13 protein-coding genes are annotated in these 17,329 nt (G+C 72.3%); 8 read left to right on the forward strand and 5 right to left on the reverse strand.

The genetic code is table 11. The features are described from left to right. Positions 1–15 precede the first annotated feature (15 nt). The 3 genes from ACSNOH_RS00540 to ACSNOH_RS00550 all read right to left on the reverse strand — a co-directional run bounded on the left by ACSNOH_RS00540 (position 16) and on the right by ACSNOH_RS00550 (position 2,999). Positions 16–495: a diadenosine tetraphosphate hydrolase gene (locus tag ACSNOH_RS00540; protein ID WP_436719116.1), complete on the reverse strand. Its 480-nt coding sequence runs from the start codon at positions 493–495 to the stop codon at positions 16–18. Between the two features lie 189 nt (positions 496–684). Then, positions 685–1,404, reverse strand: coding sequence for an IclR family transcriptional regulator (locus ACSNOH_RS00545; protein ID WP_436719117.1), 720 nt, complete (start codon positions 1,402–1,404; stop codon positions 685–687). A 359-nt stretch (positions 1,405–1,763) separates the two neighbouring features. Beyond that, positions 1,764–2,999, reverse strand: coding sequence for a helix-turn-helix domain-containing protein (locus tag ACSNOH_RS00550; RefSeq protein ID WP_436719118.1), 1,236 nt, complete (start codon positions 2,997–2,999; stop codon positions 1,764–1,766). Positions 3,000–3,320: 321 nt separating this feature from the next. On the opposite strand from ACSNOH_RS00550, the gene ACSNOH_RS00555 reads away from it, so the two are divergent. Together ACSNOH_RS00555 and ACSNOH_RS00560 are read left to right on the forward strand one after the other, a co-directional pair. Further along, the gene (locus ACSNOH_RS00555) at positions 3,321–3,590 is read left to right on the forward strand and encodes a hypothetical protein (RefSeq protein WP_436719119.1); all 270 of its coding nucleotides are present in this window, start codon (positions 3,321–3,323) and stop codon (positions 3,588–3,590) included. 236 nt (positions 3,591–3,826) lie between these two features. Next, positions 3,827–4,807: a LysR family transcriptional regulator gene (locus ACSNOH_RS00560; protein ID WP_436719120.1), complete on the forward strand. Its 981-nt coding sequence runs from the start codon at positions 3,827–3,829 to the stop codon at positions 4,805–4,807. A 99-nt stretch (positions 4,808–4,906) separates the two neighbouring features. On the opposite strand, the gene ACSNOH_RS00565 is transcribed toward ACSNOH_RS00560, so the two are convergent. After that, on the reverse strand, positions 4,907–6,472 hold the full coding sequence (locus ACSNOH_RS00565) for an amino acid adenylation domain-containing protein (RefSeq protein ID WP_436719121.1): 1,566 nt from the start codon (positions 6,470–6,472) through the stop codon (positions 4,907–4,909). Between the two features lie 261 nt (positions 6,473–6,733). Here ACSNOH_RS00565 and ACSNOH_RS00570 point away from each other — a divergent pair, with 261 nt between their 5' ends. Beyond that, positions 6,734–9,175 (forward strand): condensation domain-containing protein, encoded by a 2,442-nt coding sequence (locus tag ACSNOH_RS00570; RefSeq protein WP_436719122.1) that lies wholly within the window; start codon positions 6,734–6,736, stop codon positions 9,173–9,175. Positions 9,176–9,223: 48 nt separating this feature from the next. On the opposite strand, the gene ACSNOH_RS00575 is transcribed toward ACSNOH_RS00570, so the two are convergent. Beyond that, positions 9,224–9,808, reverse strand: a complete 585-nt coding sequence (locus ACSNOH_RS00575) for a CGNR zinc finger domain-containing protein (protein WP_436719123.1) — start codon at positions 9,806–9,808, stop codon at positions 9,224–9,226. A 143-nt stretch (positions 9,809–9,951) separates the two neighbouring features. Between ACSNOH_RS00575 and ACSNOH_RS00580 the strand changes: the two genes are divergently transcribed. From ACSNOH_RS00580 to ACSNOH_RS00600, 5 genes are all read left to right on the forward strand, one after another. Next, complete coding sequence (locus tag ACSNOH_RS00580; RefSeq protein WP_436719124.1) at positions 9,952–11,415, forward strand: MFS transporter; 1,464 nt, start codon at positions 9,952–9,954, stop codon at positions 11,413–11,415. Between the two features lie 313 nt (positions 11,416–11,728). After that, on the forward strand, positions 11,729–11,956 hold the full coding sequence (locus ACSNOH_RS00585; RefSeq protein WP_436719125.1) for a hypothetical protein: 228 nt from the start codon (positions 11,729–11,731) through the stop codon (positions 11,954–11,956). Continuing rightward, complete coding sequence (locus tag ACSNOH_RS00590) at positions 11,953–15,111, forward strand: non-ribosomal peptide synthetase (protein WP_436719126.1); 3,159 nt, start codon at positions 11,953–11,955, stop codon at positions 15,109–15,111. Before ACSNOH_RS00585 ends, ACSNOH_RS00590 begins: the two co-directional genes overlap by 4 nt. 163 nt (positions 15,112–15,274) lie before the next feature. After that, the gene (locus ACSNOH_RS00595; protein ID WP_436719127.1) at positions 15,275–16,015 is read left to right on the forward strand and encodes an SDR family NAD(P)-dependent oxidoreductase; all 741 of its coding nucleotides are present in this window, start codon (positions 15,275–15,277) and stop codon (positions 16,013–16,015) included. Positions 16,016–16,021: 6 nt separating this feature from the next. Further along, positions 16,022–17,323: a glutamate-5-semialdehyde dehydrogenase gene (locus ACSNOH_RS00600; protein WP_436719128.1), complete on the forward strand. Its 1,302-nt coding sequence runs from the start codon at positions 16,022–16,024 to the stop codon at positions 17,321–17,323. The last annotated feature ends 6 nt before the right edge of the window (positions 17,324–17,329 follow it).

The raw sequence follows: 17,329 nt of genomic DNA on the forward strand, positions 1-17,329 counted from the left end.
TAGCCGGAGGGGGTGTCAGGAATCGTCGCGGCCGAGTACGGAATCGAGCTCGGCCGTGATCGCCTCCCGCATCTGCCTGTGCTCGGACCCGAGGGCGTGCTGCGGGTCGTGCCAGCGGCCGCGCGGATACGCCCATACCGCACGCGTGATCATGTCTGCAGGCTCCCAGTCGTAGCGCGGCCAGATGTGGGCATGGACGAAGTGCTCGGAGTTGCCGAGGATTTCCAGGTTCAGACGGCGGAAGGCCGGATCCTGCTTCCGGCAGGCCAGTTCGACGGCCTCGGCGAGGATGTCCATGTCGGCGAGGAACGCCAGCCGGCGGGCCCTGGGCAGGTCGGAGAACTGCTCCACGCCGGGGTCGTCGAGGAGCAGGACGCAGTAGCCGGGAAGGAACTGCACGTCCCCGATGACCGCGAACGAGGTGTGCAGGCGGCGCAGGACGGTGGGGTTCTCCCCTCGCAGTGCGCTGCCGATCCGGTCTGCCTTGTACGTCATGGGCGGACCATACCGGCGGAGCGCGGACCGTGCCCGTCAACTGTCCGGACCGGTTGGGCATTCGGGAGCCGTACGGGAGCCGTACGGGAGCCGTACGGGAGCCGTACGGGAGCCGTACGGGAGCCGTACGGGAGCCGTACGGGATCCGGGAGGACCGGCGGCCCGCCCCGGTCACCGGCTTCCGTCCCGTCACGTCCTGCGCAGTTCGGCGCTGATCGCGCGACCGGTGAGGGTGACGGCATCCGTCAGCTTCCGCAGGTCGAAGGACGGGGTGACCATCGCGCACACGGCGCCGACGGCCTCGCCGTGCGGCAGCAGGACCGGCGCGGCGACGCAGCAGACGCCCGGCACCAGTTCCTCGCGGTCCACCGCGGCCGCCGCGTCCCGGATGGCGGCGGCCTCCCGCCGCCAGGAGGGCCCTGACGGGCCGAGGGGCAGGTCCGGCGGCGCCGTCGCCACCAGGAGCTTTCCGGCAGCCGTCGTCCAGGGCCAGACGGCGCCGGGGCGGAACGGGGCCAGGTCGTCCACCATTCCGGGCCGGCCCTGGGCCGCGAAGGTCCGCCCTTCGCGCAGGACGCAGAGCCCGGCCGTGGCACCGGTGGACTGCGCGAGGCGCCGCAACGGCTCCGCCGCGGCGAGCCGCAGCCCCGGATGCGGCTGCCAGTCACGGCCCAGGCGGAAGATCCTCGACCCCATCCGGTAGCACGTGCCGTGACGCTCGACGGCGCCGAGGCCGGCCAGCTGCTCCAAGAGCCGGTAGGCGGTCGTCTTGGGCAGTCCGGTGGCGCCCGCCAGCGTGGCCAGCCCGGCCTCGCCCTCCTCACGAAGGGACTCCAGGAGGAGGAACGCCCCTTCGAGCACGCTCCGGCCCGCTGCCGCGCCGGACCCGGTTGCGGTGCCTGCCGCCATCGGAACGACCTCCTCGCGCCCCTTCATCACGATAAGTCAACCGGGCGGTGATAAACGACCGTTGAGTGCCGCCTGAATGCGCTGACCAGCGCGATGACCAGCACATGCCCAGCGCATGACCAGCTCCTGACCAGCGCAATGCCCAGCGCATGACCAGCGCCCGACCGGTCCCGTTCCGCTCACCGGAACGCCGGTTCCCCGGCCCGCCCGGCCGTGCCTACGGTAGATCCGGCCGGAAAAGCCTCACCTGCAACGGGGGAGCAGGTGACGAAGCGGGCCACGGCCGTACTCGCAGACCGTGGCCCGTGGCCCGCCTTCTTCCGCGCGCCTGAGGAGGCTTGCCAGGTGGCAGACGCAGTTCAGGGGCCCGCTGCATCCAGGGGGCCGTGGGTGTGTTCCAGGGCCTCCGCGAGGATGCGCCAGATTTCTGCGGACAGGTCTACGTTGCACGCCCGGCGGGCTTCCTCGCCGAGTTCCTTGAGCTGCTGCAGGCCGTTCTTCAGCTGCCCTTCCGTGATCAGCAGGCGTCCGTCGAGGACGCCGAGGCGGATGCGATCCCTGTAGGTCAGGAGCAGTTCGTCCTGCTGGAGTTCGTCCAGGAGGGCGCGCGCGTCCGTGAAGCGCCGTTCTTCGAAGGCGAGATGGGCCTTGAGGGTCAGGAGCTCCTGCGCCAGCAGGGGAGTGCCGGCGAAGGCGAGCGCCGATTCCGCCTCCTTGAGGCGGTCCGCGGCGACGCCGGTCTGCGGCGGTGTGCTCTGGAGGGACAACGAGGCTGCCGCCAGCCGCAAGCGGATCCACAGCGTGAGGTCGGAGTAACTGTCGAGCCCGTCGATGGCGCGCTCCAAGTGCTCCTTCGCGGACTGCTGGTCGCCCTGCCGGAACCGTACCGTCGCTGCTGACCACAAGGCCTCGGCCTTGAGGGTCCCGCTGCGGTCGCCGACCAGCGCAACCAGTTCGTCGACGTGGGCGCGAGCGTCGGGAAGGCGCCCCTCTTCGGCCTCGGCGGAGACCAGCACCATCAGGGCCGCGCCGGTGTCGGAGACCGAGAGCCGGGAGTCCTTGGCGATGCGGACGGCCCGGCTCGCGACCTTGATGGCCCGGTTCACCTCGCCGGTCGAGCGGAGGCAGCGGGCGAGCGACACCCAGGCGCGGCAGCGCAGTTCGGGCAGGTCGAGCTCGTCGGCTATCCGGCTCAGCTCTTCGAGGCAGACGAGCTCCTGGGCCTTCTCGCCGAGCTTGTTCCACCTGCGGGCGACCATCCAGAGCGCTTGCCAGCGGAGCACCGGGTCGGTGGAGTCCGGGCGGTCGAGGCAGACCACAAGGGCGTCCATGGCCTCCTCGCACTCCGCGGAGGCGGCGATGCTCAGGGCCTGGGCGAGTGACGTTCCGCTCGGCGGTACGTCGAAGGCACTGAGGTCGACGTCCAGCCGCTTCGCGAGGTAGGTGACGGCCCGTTCGGTGGGCGGCCGTGCGCCTGATTCCAGGCGCGACAGATAACCGGTGGATATTCCGTCGCCCGCGAGCGCAGCCTGGGAAAGCCCACGCATGCGCCTCAGCTCCCTGAGGCGTTGCCCGAATCGCGGCTGTTCTAGCATCTGAATCCCATTATTCAGGGTGTTGACCGACGTTCCCCCGGGGCGGACGAGCAGTCCCCGTCGCCGTAAACGGGGAGTCGATCCCCGGGGCGAGTGTATGAGTGACCACGGAGAGTTGGCAACAGCTTTGCCCGCCTTGTACTCCGGCTTCATCCCTCGGCTTCCCCGATACGGATCTTGCCTTGTCAGTTCTTGGCAACTCGTTGCCAAGCGTAACTGCCGCGAACTACGCTCCAGTTCAGCAGCCGGCACCGCAAGGGTGTCCCTTTCCTTCCCTCCCCTTAGCGACCCGGTCTTCTGTGCTCTCTCACTGGAGAAAACGTGAACAAGTCCGTCCGCAGACTGCTCATCGGTGTTCCCCTCGTTCTCACTGCCGTTCTCGCTGCCCCGTCGTCCGCAGCCCTTGTTTCAGCAGATATCGACTGGCCGGCCCAGGGTCGTGGCAGCACTGCCGCCGCGTCATCCGCCGCGGGCGCCGCACCGGATGCATACGTCCTCCGCGACATCGACTGGCCGGTGCCGACGCCCGATGCGAAGGGTGCCCGGGCGGGCTCCATCAGCATGCACGGCGACGTCATCGACTGGCCGTGAGTCCTTGCGCCCGGTCCCGCCCGGGCACTCATGGAGCGTAGGCCTCCAGCAGAGCGGCTCGCCTGCCCCGCAGGTCAACTATCTCAAAATCAAAGCAAGATGGGGGAGATTGGCATGGTTCGATCCACGATATGCGCTCGTGCATGCGCCGCACCGGTGACGGCCGGGCGCGGCACGGTCTCCGACGGCGACGACCCGAGGAGAACCGATTCCACCGCGGTGCTCGCGGGCTGACGATGAACATCAAACATCTCTCCGCCTTCCTGGCGGTCGCCGAGGTCCGCAGCTTCACCGGGGCGGCCCGTCTCCTCGGACTCGCCCAGCCGACGGTCACCGCCCGGATCAAGGCCCTTGAGCAGACCCTTGACACGTCCCTCCTCGACCGTACGGCCGAGGGGGCACGGCTCACCCCCGCCGGCCGCCGCCTGCACCGTTACGCACGCCGTATCGTCCGCCTCAGCGAGCTGGCCCTGGAATCCGTGTCGGGCCCTGCCGGCACCCCGCCCTCCCTGGTCATCGGCGCGGCCGAGTGCATCACCACCTACCGGCTGGTCCCGGTCATCGAGTACCTGCACCTCCGGCACCAGCCGCTTGAGGTGTCGCTGCGATCGCTGAGCGACGACCCCGTGTCGCTCGTGCGCGACGAGCAGGCCGACTGCGCGTTCTTCATCGGCTCCCGCACCACGGCCGAGGACGTCAACCACCTCGTCCTGCGCCCCGAGAGCCTGAGCCTGGTGGCTCACCCCTCCCACCCGCTGGCCGGCGCGCCCGTCCGCTCCCTCGCCGATCTCGCCTCCCACACCGTGGCATGCGCCCACCGGGGGAGCGGCTACCAGCACGACTTCGAGGCGGCGCTGGCCGCCGCGGGTGTCTCCGGTGCCGGCTTCCTCGCCCTCGGCTCGGTGGACGCGGTCAAGCGCAGCGTCGGAGAAGGCATCGGCATGGCGTTGCTGCCCACCGTCACCGTCGCGGAGGAACTGCGGCTGGGGCAACTGCGGCGCATCGACTGGCGGCCGCCGTTCGAGGTCTTCTCCCAGTGCGTGTGGCGTCGCGGCCTTGAGGACAACCCCTTGTTCCGTACGGTGCTCGATGCGGCCCGGCAGGTGCTGATGGAAGAGCAACTGATGGAAGAACAGCTGATGGAAGAGCAAGAGGCGGCTCCTGCGTCTTCCGCGTCTTCCGGGTCTCCCGGTCTCGCACTGCGGCCGGCCTGCTGACCGCGCGAGGAGGACAGCCGAAACCCTCAGACGTACGACGGCCGGGTTCCCCACCGCGGGGAACCCGGCCGTCGTACTGGTCCTGCCACGAGCAGTGATTCAGGCCGCTGCCGACGGCTTCTCCTCGGACAGCATGGTGGTCAGCACCCCGCGGTCCACCTTGCCGTTCGCGTTGAGGGGCAGCGCGTCCAGTGCGGTGATGCTCTCGGGCACCATGTACGCGGGCAGCCGCTTGCCGAGCTGCTCGCGAAGGCTTTCCGAGTCCTGTACGGAACCGGTGTACGCGGCCGCAAGAGCGGTCTCTCCGCCGGGGCGGTGCAAGGCGACCACGGCGGCTTCCGTGACTCCTGGCTGGGCAAGCAGCGCGGACTCGATCTCGCCGAGCTCGACACGGTAGCCGCGGAGCTTGAGCTGGTGGTCGAGCCGCCCGAGGTGGACGAGCACGCCGTCAGCGGAGGCCACCCGGTCGCCCGTGCGGTACCAGTGCCCGGGCGTGAGCGGCTCCGAACCGTCGTACGGACGGACCCGCTCCCCGTCGAAGGAGAAGAACCTGCCGGCGTTGTCGGCCGGGTCGAGGTATCCGGGGAACCGCTGCGAACCGCGTACGCACAGCTCGCCCTCCTGGGCCGGCCGCCCGGCCTCGTCGACGACGAGGTGCTCCTGTCCCGGGTAGGGCGTGCCGATGGGAACCGTTCCGTTGGACGTCCGGGGCCAGTCCTCCGGCCGGGCGGGCAGCCGGAACTCCGTCCAGGTCACGGTCATTTCCGTGGGGCCGTAGGTGTTCTCCAGCGTGGCGTCGGGGGCCGCGGCGCGCCAGGCCTCCGCGTGGGTCAGGGTCAGCGCCTCGCCGCAGAACAGGCTCCAGCGCAGCGTCGGCATGGAGCCGGGCTCCAGAGCGCGCAGCCGCAGGGCGATGGACGCCACGGACGGCACGGAGTTCCAGTGGGTGATGCGCCGGCGGTTGACGAACCGTACCGGCGAGAGCAGTTCGCGTTTGCCCGGCACGACGAGCGTGGCACCGGAGCCCCACGCGGCGAACATGTCGTACACCGACGGGTCGAAGGTCAGGTCGAAGGTCTGGGAGACGCGGGCGCCCGGGCCCAGTTCGTAGCGCGGGATGACGTGGCCGAGGTAGGCCGAGACGTTGCGGTGCGTGATGGGCACGCCCTTGGGGCGCCCGGTCGAGCCCGAGGTGAACAGGATGTACGCGAGATCGTCCGGTCCGGCCGCGGATGCCGGGAGCGCGGGCACCGGGCCCGTGCACAGGGCGGTCATCCGCTCGGGGGAGAGGCACATGACCGGGACGGGCATCTCGGCGCGGCCCGGCGCGCTCTCCTCGGCGATCACGAGATCCAGGTGTGCGTCGCGGGCGATCGTGGCGTTGCGGGACGGCGGGAATGCCGGGTTGAGCGGCACGACCGTGGCGCCGAGCCGCTGCACGGCGAGATACCCGGCGTACGCGGCCGTGCTCCGGGCCGCCAGCAGGCCGACCCGGGAGGGAACGCCGCCGTGCTCGGCGACGAGCTCGCCGGCCAGCCGGTGGGCGGCGGCGTCGAGCCCGGCGTAGGTCAGGTGCTCCCCGGCGACTTCGAGTGCGGTCTGCCGGTCGCCGTGCCCGGCGACGGAGGCGGCGAACCAGTCGTACATGGTCCAGGTGGCGTTCATGGTGTCCGGTCCTCTTCCGTGACGCGTTCCGTGACGCCTTCCGCTGCGCGTTGCAGGGTGCGCCCGCACGGCAGCGCACTGCAGGGCGCGGGAACTGGCGGCGCCGGTAAAAGGGAATGGAATTGATGCCGAGGGCGTCGCGAGGATGGTATTTATACGCGGCCGAAATCCGTCAAGGGCGGGCCGGGCGGACCGGGTGCCGCCATAGAGAATCCGAATCCCGTGTTTGCCGTCGCCGGCTCCTGCCGGGATCATGCCGCCATGATCCCGGCACCCGAAGAACTCCCCAGTTCTCCCGCTCAGGAAGCCCTTTGGTGGATTCAGCACCGAGCTGAGCGCAAGGACCTCTACAACCTCACCTGGCGGCTTCGAGTGACCCGGCTCGACCCCGCGGCCCTGGCCACGGCCTGGCAGCTCGTCGTCGACCGGCACGAAGCCCTGCGCACCGGCTTCGTCCGCCGCGGAGACGCCGTCGTGCAGCTGATCCACGCCACCGCCGAGGCGACGCTGCAGGAGGTGGCCTGGGACGAGCCGCCCGCCGGCCGCACGCCCGAGGCGCTGCTCGACGAGGTGGCCGCGCAGTTCCACTCGGCACCCTTCGACCTGGAATCCGTGCCGCTGGCCCGGCTCGCGCTCGTCACCGCGGGCCCCGTCGAGGAACTGCTGGTCACCGTGCACCACTCGATCCTCGACGGCTGGGCGCTGCAGCTGGTGATGGACGACCTGAAGGCCGCCTACGAGGCCGCGCTGGAGCGCGGACCGCAGCCGGACGCCGCAGCGGTGTTCCCGGAAGCGGCCGTGCCGTACCGGGAATTCGGTCAGCAGACCCGCACCGGTGCGGCGCAGGCCGGGAGCGACCGCGCGTTCTGGACCGGACAGCTGCGAGGGGTGAAGGCGGCCGCGCTCGTGCCGGACGGCCCGGAGCGGCCCGGAACCCGTTCGTCCGGCGCGGCGCTCCGCCACCGGCTCCCGGACGGCGCGCAGGCGGCCGTCGCGGCCGTCGCGCAGCGGGTGGGCTGCACGGCCTTCGCGGTGCAGCTCGCCGCGGTCCGCACGGTGCTGGCCCGGGGCGGGGCCTCGGGGCGGACCGCGCTGGGTGTCGTCGTCGCGAACCGCATGAGCGCGGAGGACCAGCGGCGGGTCGGATACTGCGCCAACACCGTCCTGCTGGCGGACGCGGTCACGGACGACGAGGGCTTCGACGACGTGGTCGGCCGTACGCGCGACGGCCTCTGGGAGAGCCTGCCGTACCAGCACGTCAGCTTCTCCGAGGTGTTCGCGGAGCTGTCCGCGGAGGACCGGGCGGCCCTCGGGTCGACGCCTCCCGTGCTGATCACCCACCACGGAGGCATAGGCTCCGGGCTCTCGCTCGGCCACGAGCCGGCACGGCTGCTGCCCAGCCCGTCGACCAGCGCGCGATGCCAGCTCCTCGTCGGCATCTTCGAGGAGGGCGAGCACACCGTCCTGGAGATCGAGTACGACACGGACCAGCTGCGGGAGAGCACCGTACGGGCCTTCCTGGACGACATCGAGAGCGTGCTGCTCGCCTCGGCCTCCCCGGGCGGGCTCGTCCGCGACCTCCGGGTCTCCTCGCGTGCCGCCGCCGGCGCCCCCGTGCTGCCGCAGACCACCCCGGCCCCCGCACCCGAAGACTCGCCGTCAGCGACCGCGCCGGCCGCCGCCGGCGACGACGTGCTCGCCCACTGGCAGCGCGTACTCGGCAAGGACGTGCGCATGGACGACGACTTCTTCGACGCCGGCGGGCACTCGCTGCAGGTCCTCGAACTCGTCGCCCTGGTGGAGGCGAACACGGGCCGGCAACTGGACGTGGCGGAGTGGCTGGACGAGCCCACGCCGCAGCGGATGGCCGAACTGCTCGCACCGGCCGGAGCGGACGACGACCCGGGCAGCGGCCCGGCCGCCGTCCGTGACAGCGGGCCGGTGACCATGCGGGAGGGAGAGCCCGGCGGCCCGCACTTGCACCTGGTCCACGGTGCGGGCGTGGGCAGGATCCCCTACCGGGCCCTGGTCGACGCGCTGCCCGCCGACTGGCGGGTGACCGTCAGCGAGGACGACGGCGCGGGCGCGACGACCGTCGAGGAGATGGCGGAACGCTACCTGGAACCGCTGCTCGCCGGCGGGCGGCTGCCGGATCTGCTGGGCGGCTGGTCCATGGGCGGGCTGCTGGCCCACGCGATGGCGGCCGGGCTCGGGCGGCGAGGCCACCGCTGCCCGCCGCTGCTCCTGCTCGACTCGCCCACGCCCGGCGCCTTCACCGATGCCGACCGGGGCGATCTCGACGCCTTCGCGCGCAACGTGCTGCGCGCCGCGGACGCGGCGGTGCGGCCGCCGGACCGGCTGCGCCTGGAGCGCCGGGCCGAGCGGGGGATCGGTGTGCTCGCCGGGCTGCTGCGGGCCGGCGGGGGCGAGGCGCCGGCAGAGGCCCTGCACGCCCGGTACACGCTGCACGCGCGGCATGTGGCGGCGATGAGCCGGTACCGGGATGCGGCCGTGGCCGACGCCCCGGGGCTGCTGGTGGCCGCCGATCTGACCGACGAGGATGTGGCGCGGTGGCAGCGTCTGTTCACCACCGAGCCGCAGACCGTACGTCTTCCGACCGACCATTACGCGCTGCTGCGGGGTGACATGGCGCGCCGGGTCGCGGATCTCGTGGCCGGACTGCTGCCGGCGACGGTGCGCTGACGGCGGCGGCTTTCACGAGCACGAACGGGCCGGCCGGCCTGAGGAATCTCAGGCCGGCCGGCCCGCCGGCGTTGCGGCCTGCTTCGCGCTGTAGCGGCGGGCCTTGGCCCGGTTGCCGCAGATGCGCATCGAGCACCAGCGGCGGCTGCGGTTCTTCGAGACGTCCCAGAAGACCCACGCGCAGCCGTGCTCGGCGCAGCGCTTGAGCCGGGCCGCCTCACCGGTGACGGTCAGCTCGCTCCACGCGATGGCGAGGCGGGCCAGCGCCTTCCTGACCGGCGGCAGCTCCGGGGCGGGGGAGAGGGCGGAGGGGAGCCCCCCGCCCTCGCGGCCGCCGCTGCGGACGGTGATGAGCACGGGTAGTTCGCGCAGGGCCTCATCGGCTCCGGCCAGCAGTGCCGTGTCGGCGGTGTCGCCCACGTGGACGCCCAGCTCCTCGCGGATGCCGGTGCGCAGGCGCAGGCACAGGGCGTGGTCCTCGGCGCTGACCCGGCGGGCGCGGTCGAGCAGCCCCTGGCCGGCCAGCCAGGCGGAGAGTCCGCTCGCCGTGTCCAGCTCGTCGGTTCCGAGCTCCACGTCGACGGTGTTGGCAAAGGCTTCGATCAGCCGGGCTGAAGCCGGGGCTTCGAGCATGAGCCACCTCCTCGGAAGGCCACCAGACTACACCCGGCTAACCGGCTAACGGATTGACCGGGTAGCGGAGGCGGTCCGCCCTGTGCCAGACTCGACCCCTCGCCGATCACCAGTAAAACCGTTAGACGGTTAGGGGACGACTGATGAGTGACCCGGCCCTCCAGGCCGCGCAAGCGCCGGCGGCGGTCGCCGAACCGGCAGCGAAAACCACAGGGGAAAGCGCAGCGGCAACCACAACGAAGACGACAACAAAGTCCGCTGCCGAAGCCGTAGCGCAGACCGCTCCGGACCACGCCGCGAACCAGGCCGCGCACCCCGGCGAAGAGCAGCCCTCCGCCCGCCAGGGCACCCGCAACACTGTCGTCCTCCTCGTCTTCACCGCCGTCACCAACCTCGCCGACGGCGTGACCAAGATCGCCCTGCCGCTCCTCGCCACCCGGGCCTCGGGCTCCCCGGCCCAGGTCTCGGCGGTGTCGCTCACCCTGTCCCTGCCCTGGCTGCTGGCGGCCCTCCACGTCGGCGTCCTGGTCGACCGCGCCGACCGCCGCCGACTGCTGTGGGGGGCCAACGGCCTGCGGCTGCTCGCGCTCGGCGCGCTGATACCGATCGCGGCGGACGGCGGCATCACCATCCCCGTGCTCTGCGCCGCCGGTGCGGTGCTCGGCGTCGCCGAAGTCATCGCGCTGACCGCGGCCTCGGCGCTCATCCCGGCGCTGACCCCGCCGGAGGGCCGCGAACGCGCGAACGCCTGGATCGCCGGGGCCGAGACGGTCTGCAACGAGTTCTGCGGCCCCTTCGTCGGCGGCCTCCTCCTCGCCGCCGGCACCGGCATCGCCCTGGGCGTGACCTGGGTGTCGTACCTGGCCGCCGCGTTCGTCCTGATCCTGCTCGTCGGACGCTTCCGCGCGGCCCGGCCGGCCGCGGCGACGGAGGCGGTGACAGACGCGGCTGAGACCGCGAAGCCCCGGAGCGCCGGGCCCGAAAGCGTCAACCAGCAGATCGCGGGCGGGCTGAGCTACCTGTGGCGGAACGTGCTCCTGCGCACCATGGCCCTGATCCTCACGGTCCTGTGCGCCTGCTGGGGCGCATGGCTGGCGCTCATGCCGCTCTTCGCCACCGACGTCATGGACGTCAGCCCCCGCGAGTACGGCGCGATCCTGAGCGCCCTGGGCATCGGCGGCCTGGTCGGCGCCCTCACCGTCACGCGCGTGAACCGGCTCTTCGGCCGCCGCTGGGTGATGTTCGCCGACCTCGTCGGCACGTTCGCGATGATGGCCGTGCCGGCGCTGACCACCAGCGTCTGGGCGGTCGCCGCCGCAGCCTTCGCCGGCGGCATGGGCGGCACGCTGTGGACGGTGAATTCCCGGACGATCGCGCAGCACCTCGTGCCCGACGGAATGCTCGGCCGCTACAACGCCGTGAGCCGCCTCTTCAGCTGGGGCGCCATGCCCATCGGCGCCGGCCTGATGGGGCTGCTGGCCGAATGGCTCGGCCTGCGGCTCGCCTTCACCGTCTTCGCCGCCTCGGTCGCCGTCACCATCCTCCCCTTCCTGCGCGTCCTGACGCGCTCCGCGCTGGCGCAGGCGTTCGCCGAAGAGCGCGCATGACGCGCGGCAGCGTGCCGCGCACCGGGACGGCACGGCGCCGCACCGGCGCATAGCACCTCGCATCCGAAAAGAGGAGGCCGGACGACCGGCCTCCTCTTTTTCATTGAAAAATCCTATGGCAACTCCCGTACGCGGCCCCCCATCAACTCTGTCAATGGGCGTGAAGATCGCCGGTTGACCGGTCTTCGGAAATTCCTGAATGATCAGTCGGGCGTCATCAAGAGCGACCGTTGCCTGAGGAGTCTGCGTAATGAACCGTACGGACGGCGTGACCGACGGGGAAATCGTCTCGGTAATCAGAAGGCACGTGCGCGTGCCTTTCGAAAACCATTCCCTGCTGGCCGAGGCCGGACTGGATTCACTGTCCGTCCTGCGGATCGCCAGTGAACTCATACCGGACCCGGACCAGGAGATCGACCCCACCGGACTGGCCGCGGTCCGCACCGTCGGCGACCTCCTGCACTGGCTGCACGGCCTCCTCTCCTCGGCAGGAATCTCCTCGGCAGGGATCGCCCCGTCCTCCGCGGAGAGCATCCGATGACCGTCACCCCGCAGCTCGCCACACTGCCGCTGACCGCCGCCCAGCAGGGGCTCCTCGTCGTCCACCGCACGGTGCCCGTACCGCACCTCTACAACGTCGTGGCCGAACTGGACCTGGACCCGGCCCTCACCCCCGACCAGCTCGGCACGGCGCTCACCGCAGTCCTGGCCGTCCAGCCCGCCCTGCGCCTCGGCATACACGAACGCCCCACCCCGCACGCAACCCTGGGCCCCGTCCCCGACCACGCCCCCCTGCGCACCGAGACCACCGGCACCGCGCACTTCGCCGCGCGCCGCACGGAACTGCTGGCCGAACTCGGCGCCACCGTCTTCGACCTTACACAGCCCCCGCTGCTGAGCGCCGTCCTGCTGCACACCGACGACCGCTCCCGCGCGACGCTGCTGCTGGTCGTGCACCACCTCGTCTTCGACGGCTTCTCGCTGCGCCAGCTCGTACGCGACCTCGACGCCGCCCTGCGCGGCGACCTCGACACCGGCAGCGTGCGCGCCGCCCGCGAACGCGCCCTGCAGCGGGAGCTGACCGCACAGCTCGCGGCCGCCGACGGCGACGACGTGGAGCAGGCCGCTGCCGGCCTCGCCGAACGGCTGCGCGCCGTGCCCGCCACCGTCCTCAACCCCCGCCCCAACCGGCCCACCGGCACCGGCTTCACCGGCGCACGCCGCGAGATCCGGCTCACCCCCGAGACGTCCAAGGCCCTCGACGACCTCTGCGCGTCCCTCGGCGTCAGCCCGTTCGTGTTCTTCTCGGCGGCCTACGCGGCACTCCTCGCCCGGCACTCGGCCAACGCCTCGGTCGTCTTCGGCACCCCCGTGATGGCGCGCCGCACCCTGGGCTCCTTCGACCTGTGCGGCTTCTTCGTCAACACCCTCCCGCTCATCGTCGACGTCGCCTGGGACCAGCGCTTCGACGCTTTCGTCCAGGAAACCGTCCAGAGCGAGGCCGACCGGGTCAAGGGCAACGCGGGCGTCTCCTTCGACCGCATCGTCCGCCACGCCGACCCGGACCGCACCACCAACCGCAACCCCGTCTTCTCCTGCATGCTCGCCATGCAGGACGCAACCGGCGCGGAGCCCGGCTCACCCGTCCGCCGCGTACGCGAACACGGCAACGGCACCGCGAAGTTCGACCTCTGGCTGGGCGTCACCCCCGGGCCCGACGGCTGGCTCCTGGAGCTGGAGCACGACCGTGAACTCCTGCCCGGACCCCTTGCCGCCGCCCTGGCCGACTCGCTCACCACCCTGCTGGCCCGGGCCGTCGAACGCCCCGGATCCGTACTGGCGGACCTCTTCGACGACGCCTCCCCCGCCGACTCCCACGCGCACGACGGCTTCTGGCGCCGGCCGCCCCACCCCGATCTGCACCGCTGGGTGCAGGACGGCATGAGCCGGCGCCCCGACGCGATCGCCGTCGAGGAAGACGGCCGCTCCGTGACCTACGGCGAGCTGGCCGCGCTCGTCCGCTCCGCCGCGGCGGGGCTGGCCCGGCGCGGCGCCGGCCCCGGCACGGTCGTCGGCCTCACTACGCCGACGCTGGTGGACACGGTCGTGGCCGTCCTCGCGACGCTCGCCCGGCGCGCGGTCTTCCTGCCCCTGGACCTGACCCTGCCCGCCGACCGGCTCGCGTACATGACCGGCAAGGCCGGCTGCCGGCTGGTCATCGGGCGCGGCCGGGTCGACGGCGCGGAGGTAGTGGCCCTGCCCGAGCTGACCGCAGCGGACGGACAGACCGCCCCCGACTCCTCACCGGACGGCGAAGGAACCGCCGAAGACGGGGTGTACATCATGTTCACCTCCGGTTCCACCGGCCGCCCCAAGGGCGTCCTGATGCACAACGGCCCGCTGGTGAACCTCACCGCCTGGCAGCTCGGCGCCCTGGAGATGGGCGAGGACACCCGCTTCCTGCAGTACGCACCCCTCGGCTTCGACGTCTCCTTCCAGGAGATCCTGCCCACCCTCGTCGCCGGCGGGACCCTCGTCTCCCGCGAGCCCGCCGACCGCAGGGACCTGCCCGCTGTCCTCGCCCGCGTACGGGCCCACCGGGTCTCCCACGTCTACCTCCCGGTCGCCGCACTGCGCCCCTTCACCCGGGCCGCCCAGGACTCCGGAGACGACCTGCCCCACCTGCGCTACCTGTGCGTCTCCGGAGAGCAGCTCCTCCTCGACGACGGCATCCGGCGCTTCTTCGCCGACCGCCCGCACATCCGCCTCGTCAACCTCTACGGCCCCACCGAGACCCACGCCGTCACCACGCACCGGCTCACCGCCGACATCCAGCCGTGGCCCTCCCACGTTCCGATCGGCCGGCCCATCACCCACGTGAGCGCCCACGTCGTGGACGTCACCGGCCATCTCGCCCCCCGCGGCGTCCCCGGCGAGCTCTACCTCGGCGGCGCCTGCCCCGCGCAGGGCTACGTCAACGACCCCGGGCGCACCGGCGAGCGCTTCCTGCCCGACCCGCGCGCCGAGCGGGACGACGCCCGCATGTACCGCACCGGCGACCAGGTGCTGCGCGACGAACACGGCACCCTCGTCTTCCTGGGCCGCGACGACGACCAGGTCAAGATCCGCGGCTACCGGGTCGAGCTCGGCGAGCTGGAGACCGCGGCCGCCGCCCACCCCGGCGTACGCCTCGCCGTGGCCGCCGTCCTCGGGGACGGAGCCGACCGGCAGCTGGTCCTGTTCTTCGTCCCGGAAGCCGGCGGCGGACCACAGCCCGACGACGTACGCCGCCACGTGAGCGGAGCGGTCCCGGGATACATGGTGCCCTCGCGGGTCTTCGCGGTGGAGTCCGTGCCCACCACCCGCAACGGCAAGGTGGACCGCACGACCCTCCTCAAGGACGCCGAGCAGGCTATCCGCGAGGAGGCGGCCCGCACCGGCACCGGGGCCGTCACGACCACCGACGACCCGCTGCAGGCCTGGCTCCAGGAGTTGTGGGCAGGGCTCCTCGGACGCGCCGACGTCCCCCTCGACCGCTCGCTCCTCGCCTATGGAGCGCACTCGCTCAACGTCATGACCGCCCGTGCCGCGATCGAGGAAGAGCACGGCGTGCAGATCCCCGTCCTCGACTTCTTCCGCGACCCGACCATCCGCGCCCAGGCCGCGTGGATCAGCAAGGCGCGCGGCGAAGGCTGATGCGGACCCCCGCCGCCGGTGCGCGCCCGCTCCTGGACCTCGCCCGGCGACCGGGCCCGCCGAGCAGCCCGCCGATCCACCCGGCGGACGGCGGACCCGCCCCGCCCCCCGGCGTCACCAGCCGGCTCGCCCGCCCGACCACCGCACCACTGGAGAACGCACGATGACCGACCCCGCCCCCCTCGCCGTCGTCACCGGCGGCACCCGCGGCATCGGACTCGCCCTGTCCCGGCGCCTGGTCCGCCTGGGCTACCGCACCGTCGCCCTCTACCGGTCGGGCAAGGACGCGGCACAGGCAGCCGCCGACGAGCACGGCCTGATCGTCGTACAGGCCGACGTCGCCGACCGCCGCTCCGTGCGCGAGGCCGCCCGGCTCCTCCTCGCCGAGCACGGCACCCCGCGGGTGCTGGTGAACAACGCCGGCATCAACATCGACCGCCCCTTCCTCGACCTCACCGAATCCGACTGGCAGCGCGTCCTGGACACCAATCTGTCCGGGCCCTTCCACCTCACCCAGGCGCTCGCCCCGGCCATGCTCGCCGCCGGAGACGGCACGGTCGTCAACATCGGCGCCACCACGGGCATCCGGCCGCGGCTCAACGGCGTCAACTACGCCGCGGCCAAGGCGGGGCTGCTGCAGCTCACCAAGTGCCTGGCACTGGAGCTCGCCCCCGCCGTCCGGGTCAACTGCCTGATCCCCGGCATGACCGAGACCGAGGAGCTCATCACCCGGTTCCGGCTGAACGAACCCCAGCACCGCGCCGCCGTGCTGTCCGAGATCCCGCAGCGACGCATCGGCTCCACCGAAGACATCGCCGACGCCCTCGAATACCTCGTGGGCCCCCTCAGCGGCTACGTCACCGGCCAGAAGCTGATCGTCGACGGCGGCCAGTTCATGTGGTAGGAGATCATGACCGAGGCCATCCTCACATCCGCCCGCGCCGCCCTCGCGGCCGCCCCGCCCACCGGTGACCCGGCGTACGAACGCTACTGCCGCGAGCTCGCCAAGCGCCTGGCCGCCCACTGGCCGGCCGTCCTCGACGCCAACGCCGAGGACCTCGCCCGCGCCGGAGAGCGCGGCCTGTCACCCGTCCTGCTCGACCGGCTGCGGCTGACCGACGCTCACCTCGGGCAGCTGGAGCGCCTCACCGAGGCCGTGCTGAGCGAACTCGGCCAGGTCACCGCCCGCGACGCGGGAGTCCCGGTCGGCGACTGGGGAGTGCGCCGGCGCTCGCCCAAGCCGCTCGGCGTGGTGTTCATGGTCTACGAGGCGCGCCCCACCGTCACCGTGGAAGGCGCCCTGCTGCCCGTCGCGGTCGGCAACGCCGTCCTGCTGCGCGGCGGCAAGGAGATCGCCCGCACCAACGAGGCCCTGTCCGCCGTCGCCCGCGAGGCCCTGGAGGCCGCCGGGCTCCCCGCCCACCTCGTCACCGTCCTGGACGACCCCGACCGCGCCCAGCTGCGCGCCCTGCTCAAGCGGCCCGACGCCGTCGACGTCCTCATCCCGCGCGGCAGCCCGTCGCTCATCGACTACTGCCGCGGCGCCTCCACCATCCCGGTCATCGCCAGCGGCGGCGGCGTCAACCACGTCTACGTGCACAAGAGCGCCGACCTCGATCTCGCCGCCGAGGTCGCCCTCGACAGCAAGCTGCCGGAGCCGACCGCCTGCAACACCGCCGAGATGATGCTCGTGGACACCGAGGCCGCCGACGGGCTCGTGGCCGCGGTGCTGCGCGCCGCCGAGCGCGGCAACCGGCAGGTCACCGTACGCCTGGACCCGCGCGTTGCCCGGCCCGCCGGCGAAGCGGGCGACGGCAGCGGCGAGCGGCCCTGGCGGATCGACGAGCTCCAGGAACACGACCTGGGCCGGGAGTTCCTCGACGCCACCGTCGGCGTGTACGCGGTCGACGGCCTGGACGAGGCCCTGGCGCACATCCGCCGGCACGGCTCCGGGCACACCGAGGGCGTGCTCGCCGCGGACCGCGAGGTGGCCGAGGAGTTCACCCGCCGGGTCGACGCCGCCGCCATCGTCGTCAACGGCTCCCTGCGCCTGCACGACGGCCCCACGCTCGGGCTCGGCTCCGAGATCTCCATCAGCACCGGCCGCATGCACGTGCGCGGCCCCGTCACGCTCGGCTCCCTCGTCACCCACAGCTGGGTCGTCGAGGCGCACGGCACGCTGCGCAGCTCCGTGACCGCCCACCGCCGCTGACCCCTC

This window comes from Streptomyces sp. URMC 127, from assembly GCF_051386535.1.
Lineage (GTDB): Bacteria > Actinomycetota > Actinomycetes > Streptomycetales > Streptomycetaceae > Streptomyces.

Excerpts from the sequence above, each read along its gene's own strand:
- ACSNOH_RS00575 (WP_436719123.1), bottom strand. The coding sequence starts at position 9,808 with ATGCTCGAAGCCCCGGCTTCAGCCCGGCTGATCGAAGCCTTTGCCAAC.
- ACSNOH_RS00595 (WP_436719127.1), top strand. The coding sequence starts at position 15,275 with ATGACCGACCCCGCCCCCCTCGCCGTCGTCACCGGCGGCACCCGCGGC.
- ACSNOH_RS00560 (WP_436719120.1), top strand. The coding sequence starts at position 3,827 with ATGAACATCAAACATCTCTCCGCCTTCCTGGCGGTCGCCGAGGTCCGC.
- ACSNOH_RS00550 (WP_436719118.1), bottom strand. The coding sequence starts at position 2,999 with ATGCTAGAACAGCCGCGATTCGGGCAACGCCTCAGGGAGCTGAGGCGC.
- ACSNOH_RS00600 (WP_436719128.1), top strand. The coding sequence starts at position 16,022 with ATGACCGAGGCCATCCTCACATCCGCCCGCGCCGCCCTCGCGGCCGCC.
- ACSNOH_RS00570 (WP_436719122.1), top strand. The coding sequence starts at position 6,734 with ATGATCCCGGCACCCGAAGAACTCCCCAGTTCTCCCGCTCAGGAAGCC.
- ACSNOH_RS00590 (WP_436719126.1), top strand. The coding sequence starts at position 11,953 with ATGACCGTCACCCCGCAGCTCGCCACACTGCCGCTGACCGCCGCCCAG.
- ACSNOH_RS00565 (WP_436719121.1), bottom strand. The coding sequence starts at position 6,472 with ATGAACGCCACCTGGACCATGTACGACTGGTTCGCCGCCTCCGTCGCC.
- ACSNOH_RS00580 (WP_436719124.1), top strand. The coding sequence starts at position 9,952 with ATGAGTGACCCGGCCCTCCAGGCCGCGCAAGCGCCGGCGGCGGTCGCC.
- ACSNOH_RS00540 (WP_436719116.1), bottom strand. The coding sequence starts at position 495 with ATGACGTACAAGGCAGACCGGATCGGCAGCGCACTGCGAGGGGAGAAC.
- ACSNOH_RS00545 (WP_436719117.1), bottom strand. The coding sequence starts at position 1,404 with ATGGCGGCAGGCACCGCAACCGGGTCCGGCGCGGCAGCGGGCCGGAGC.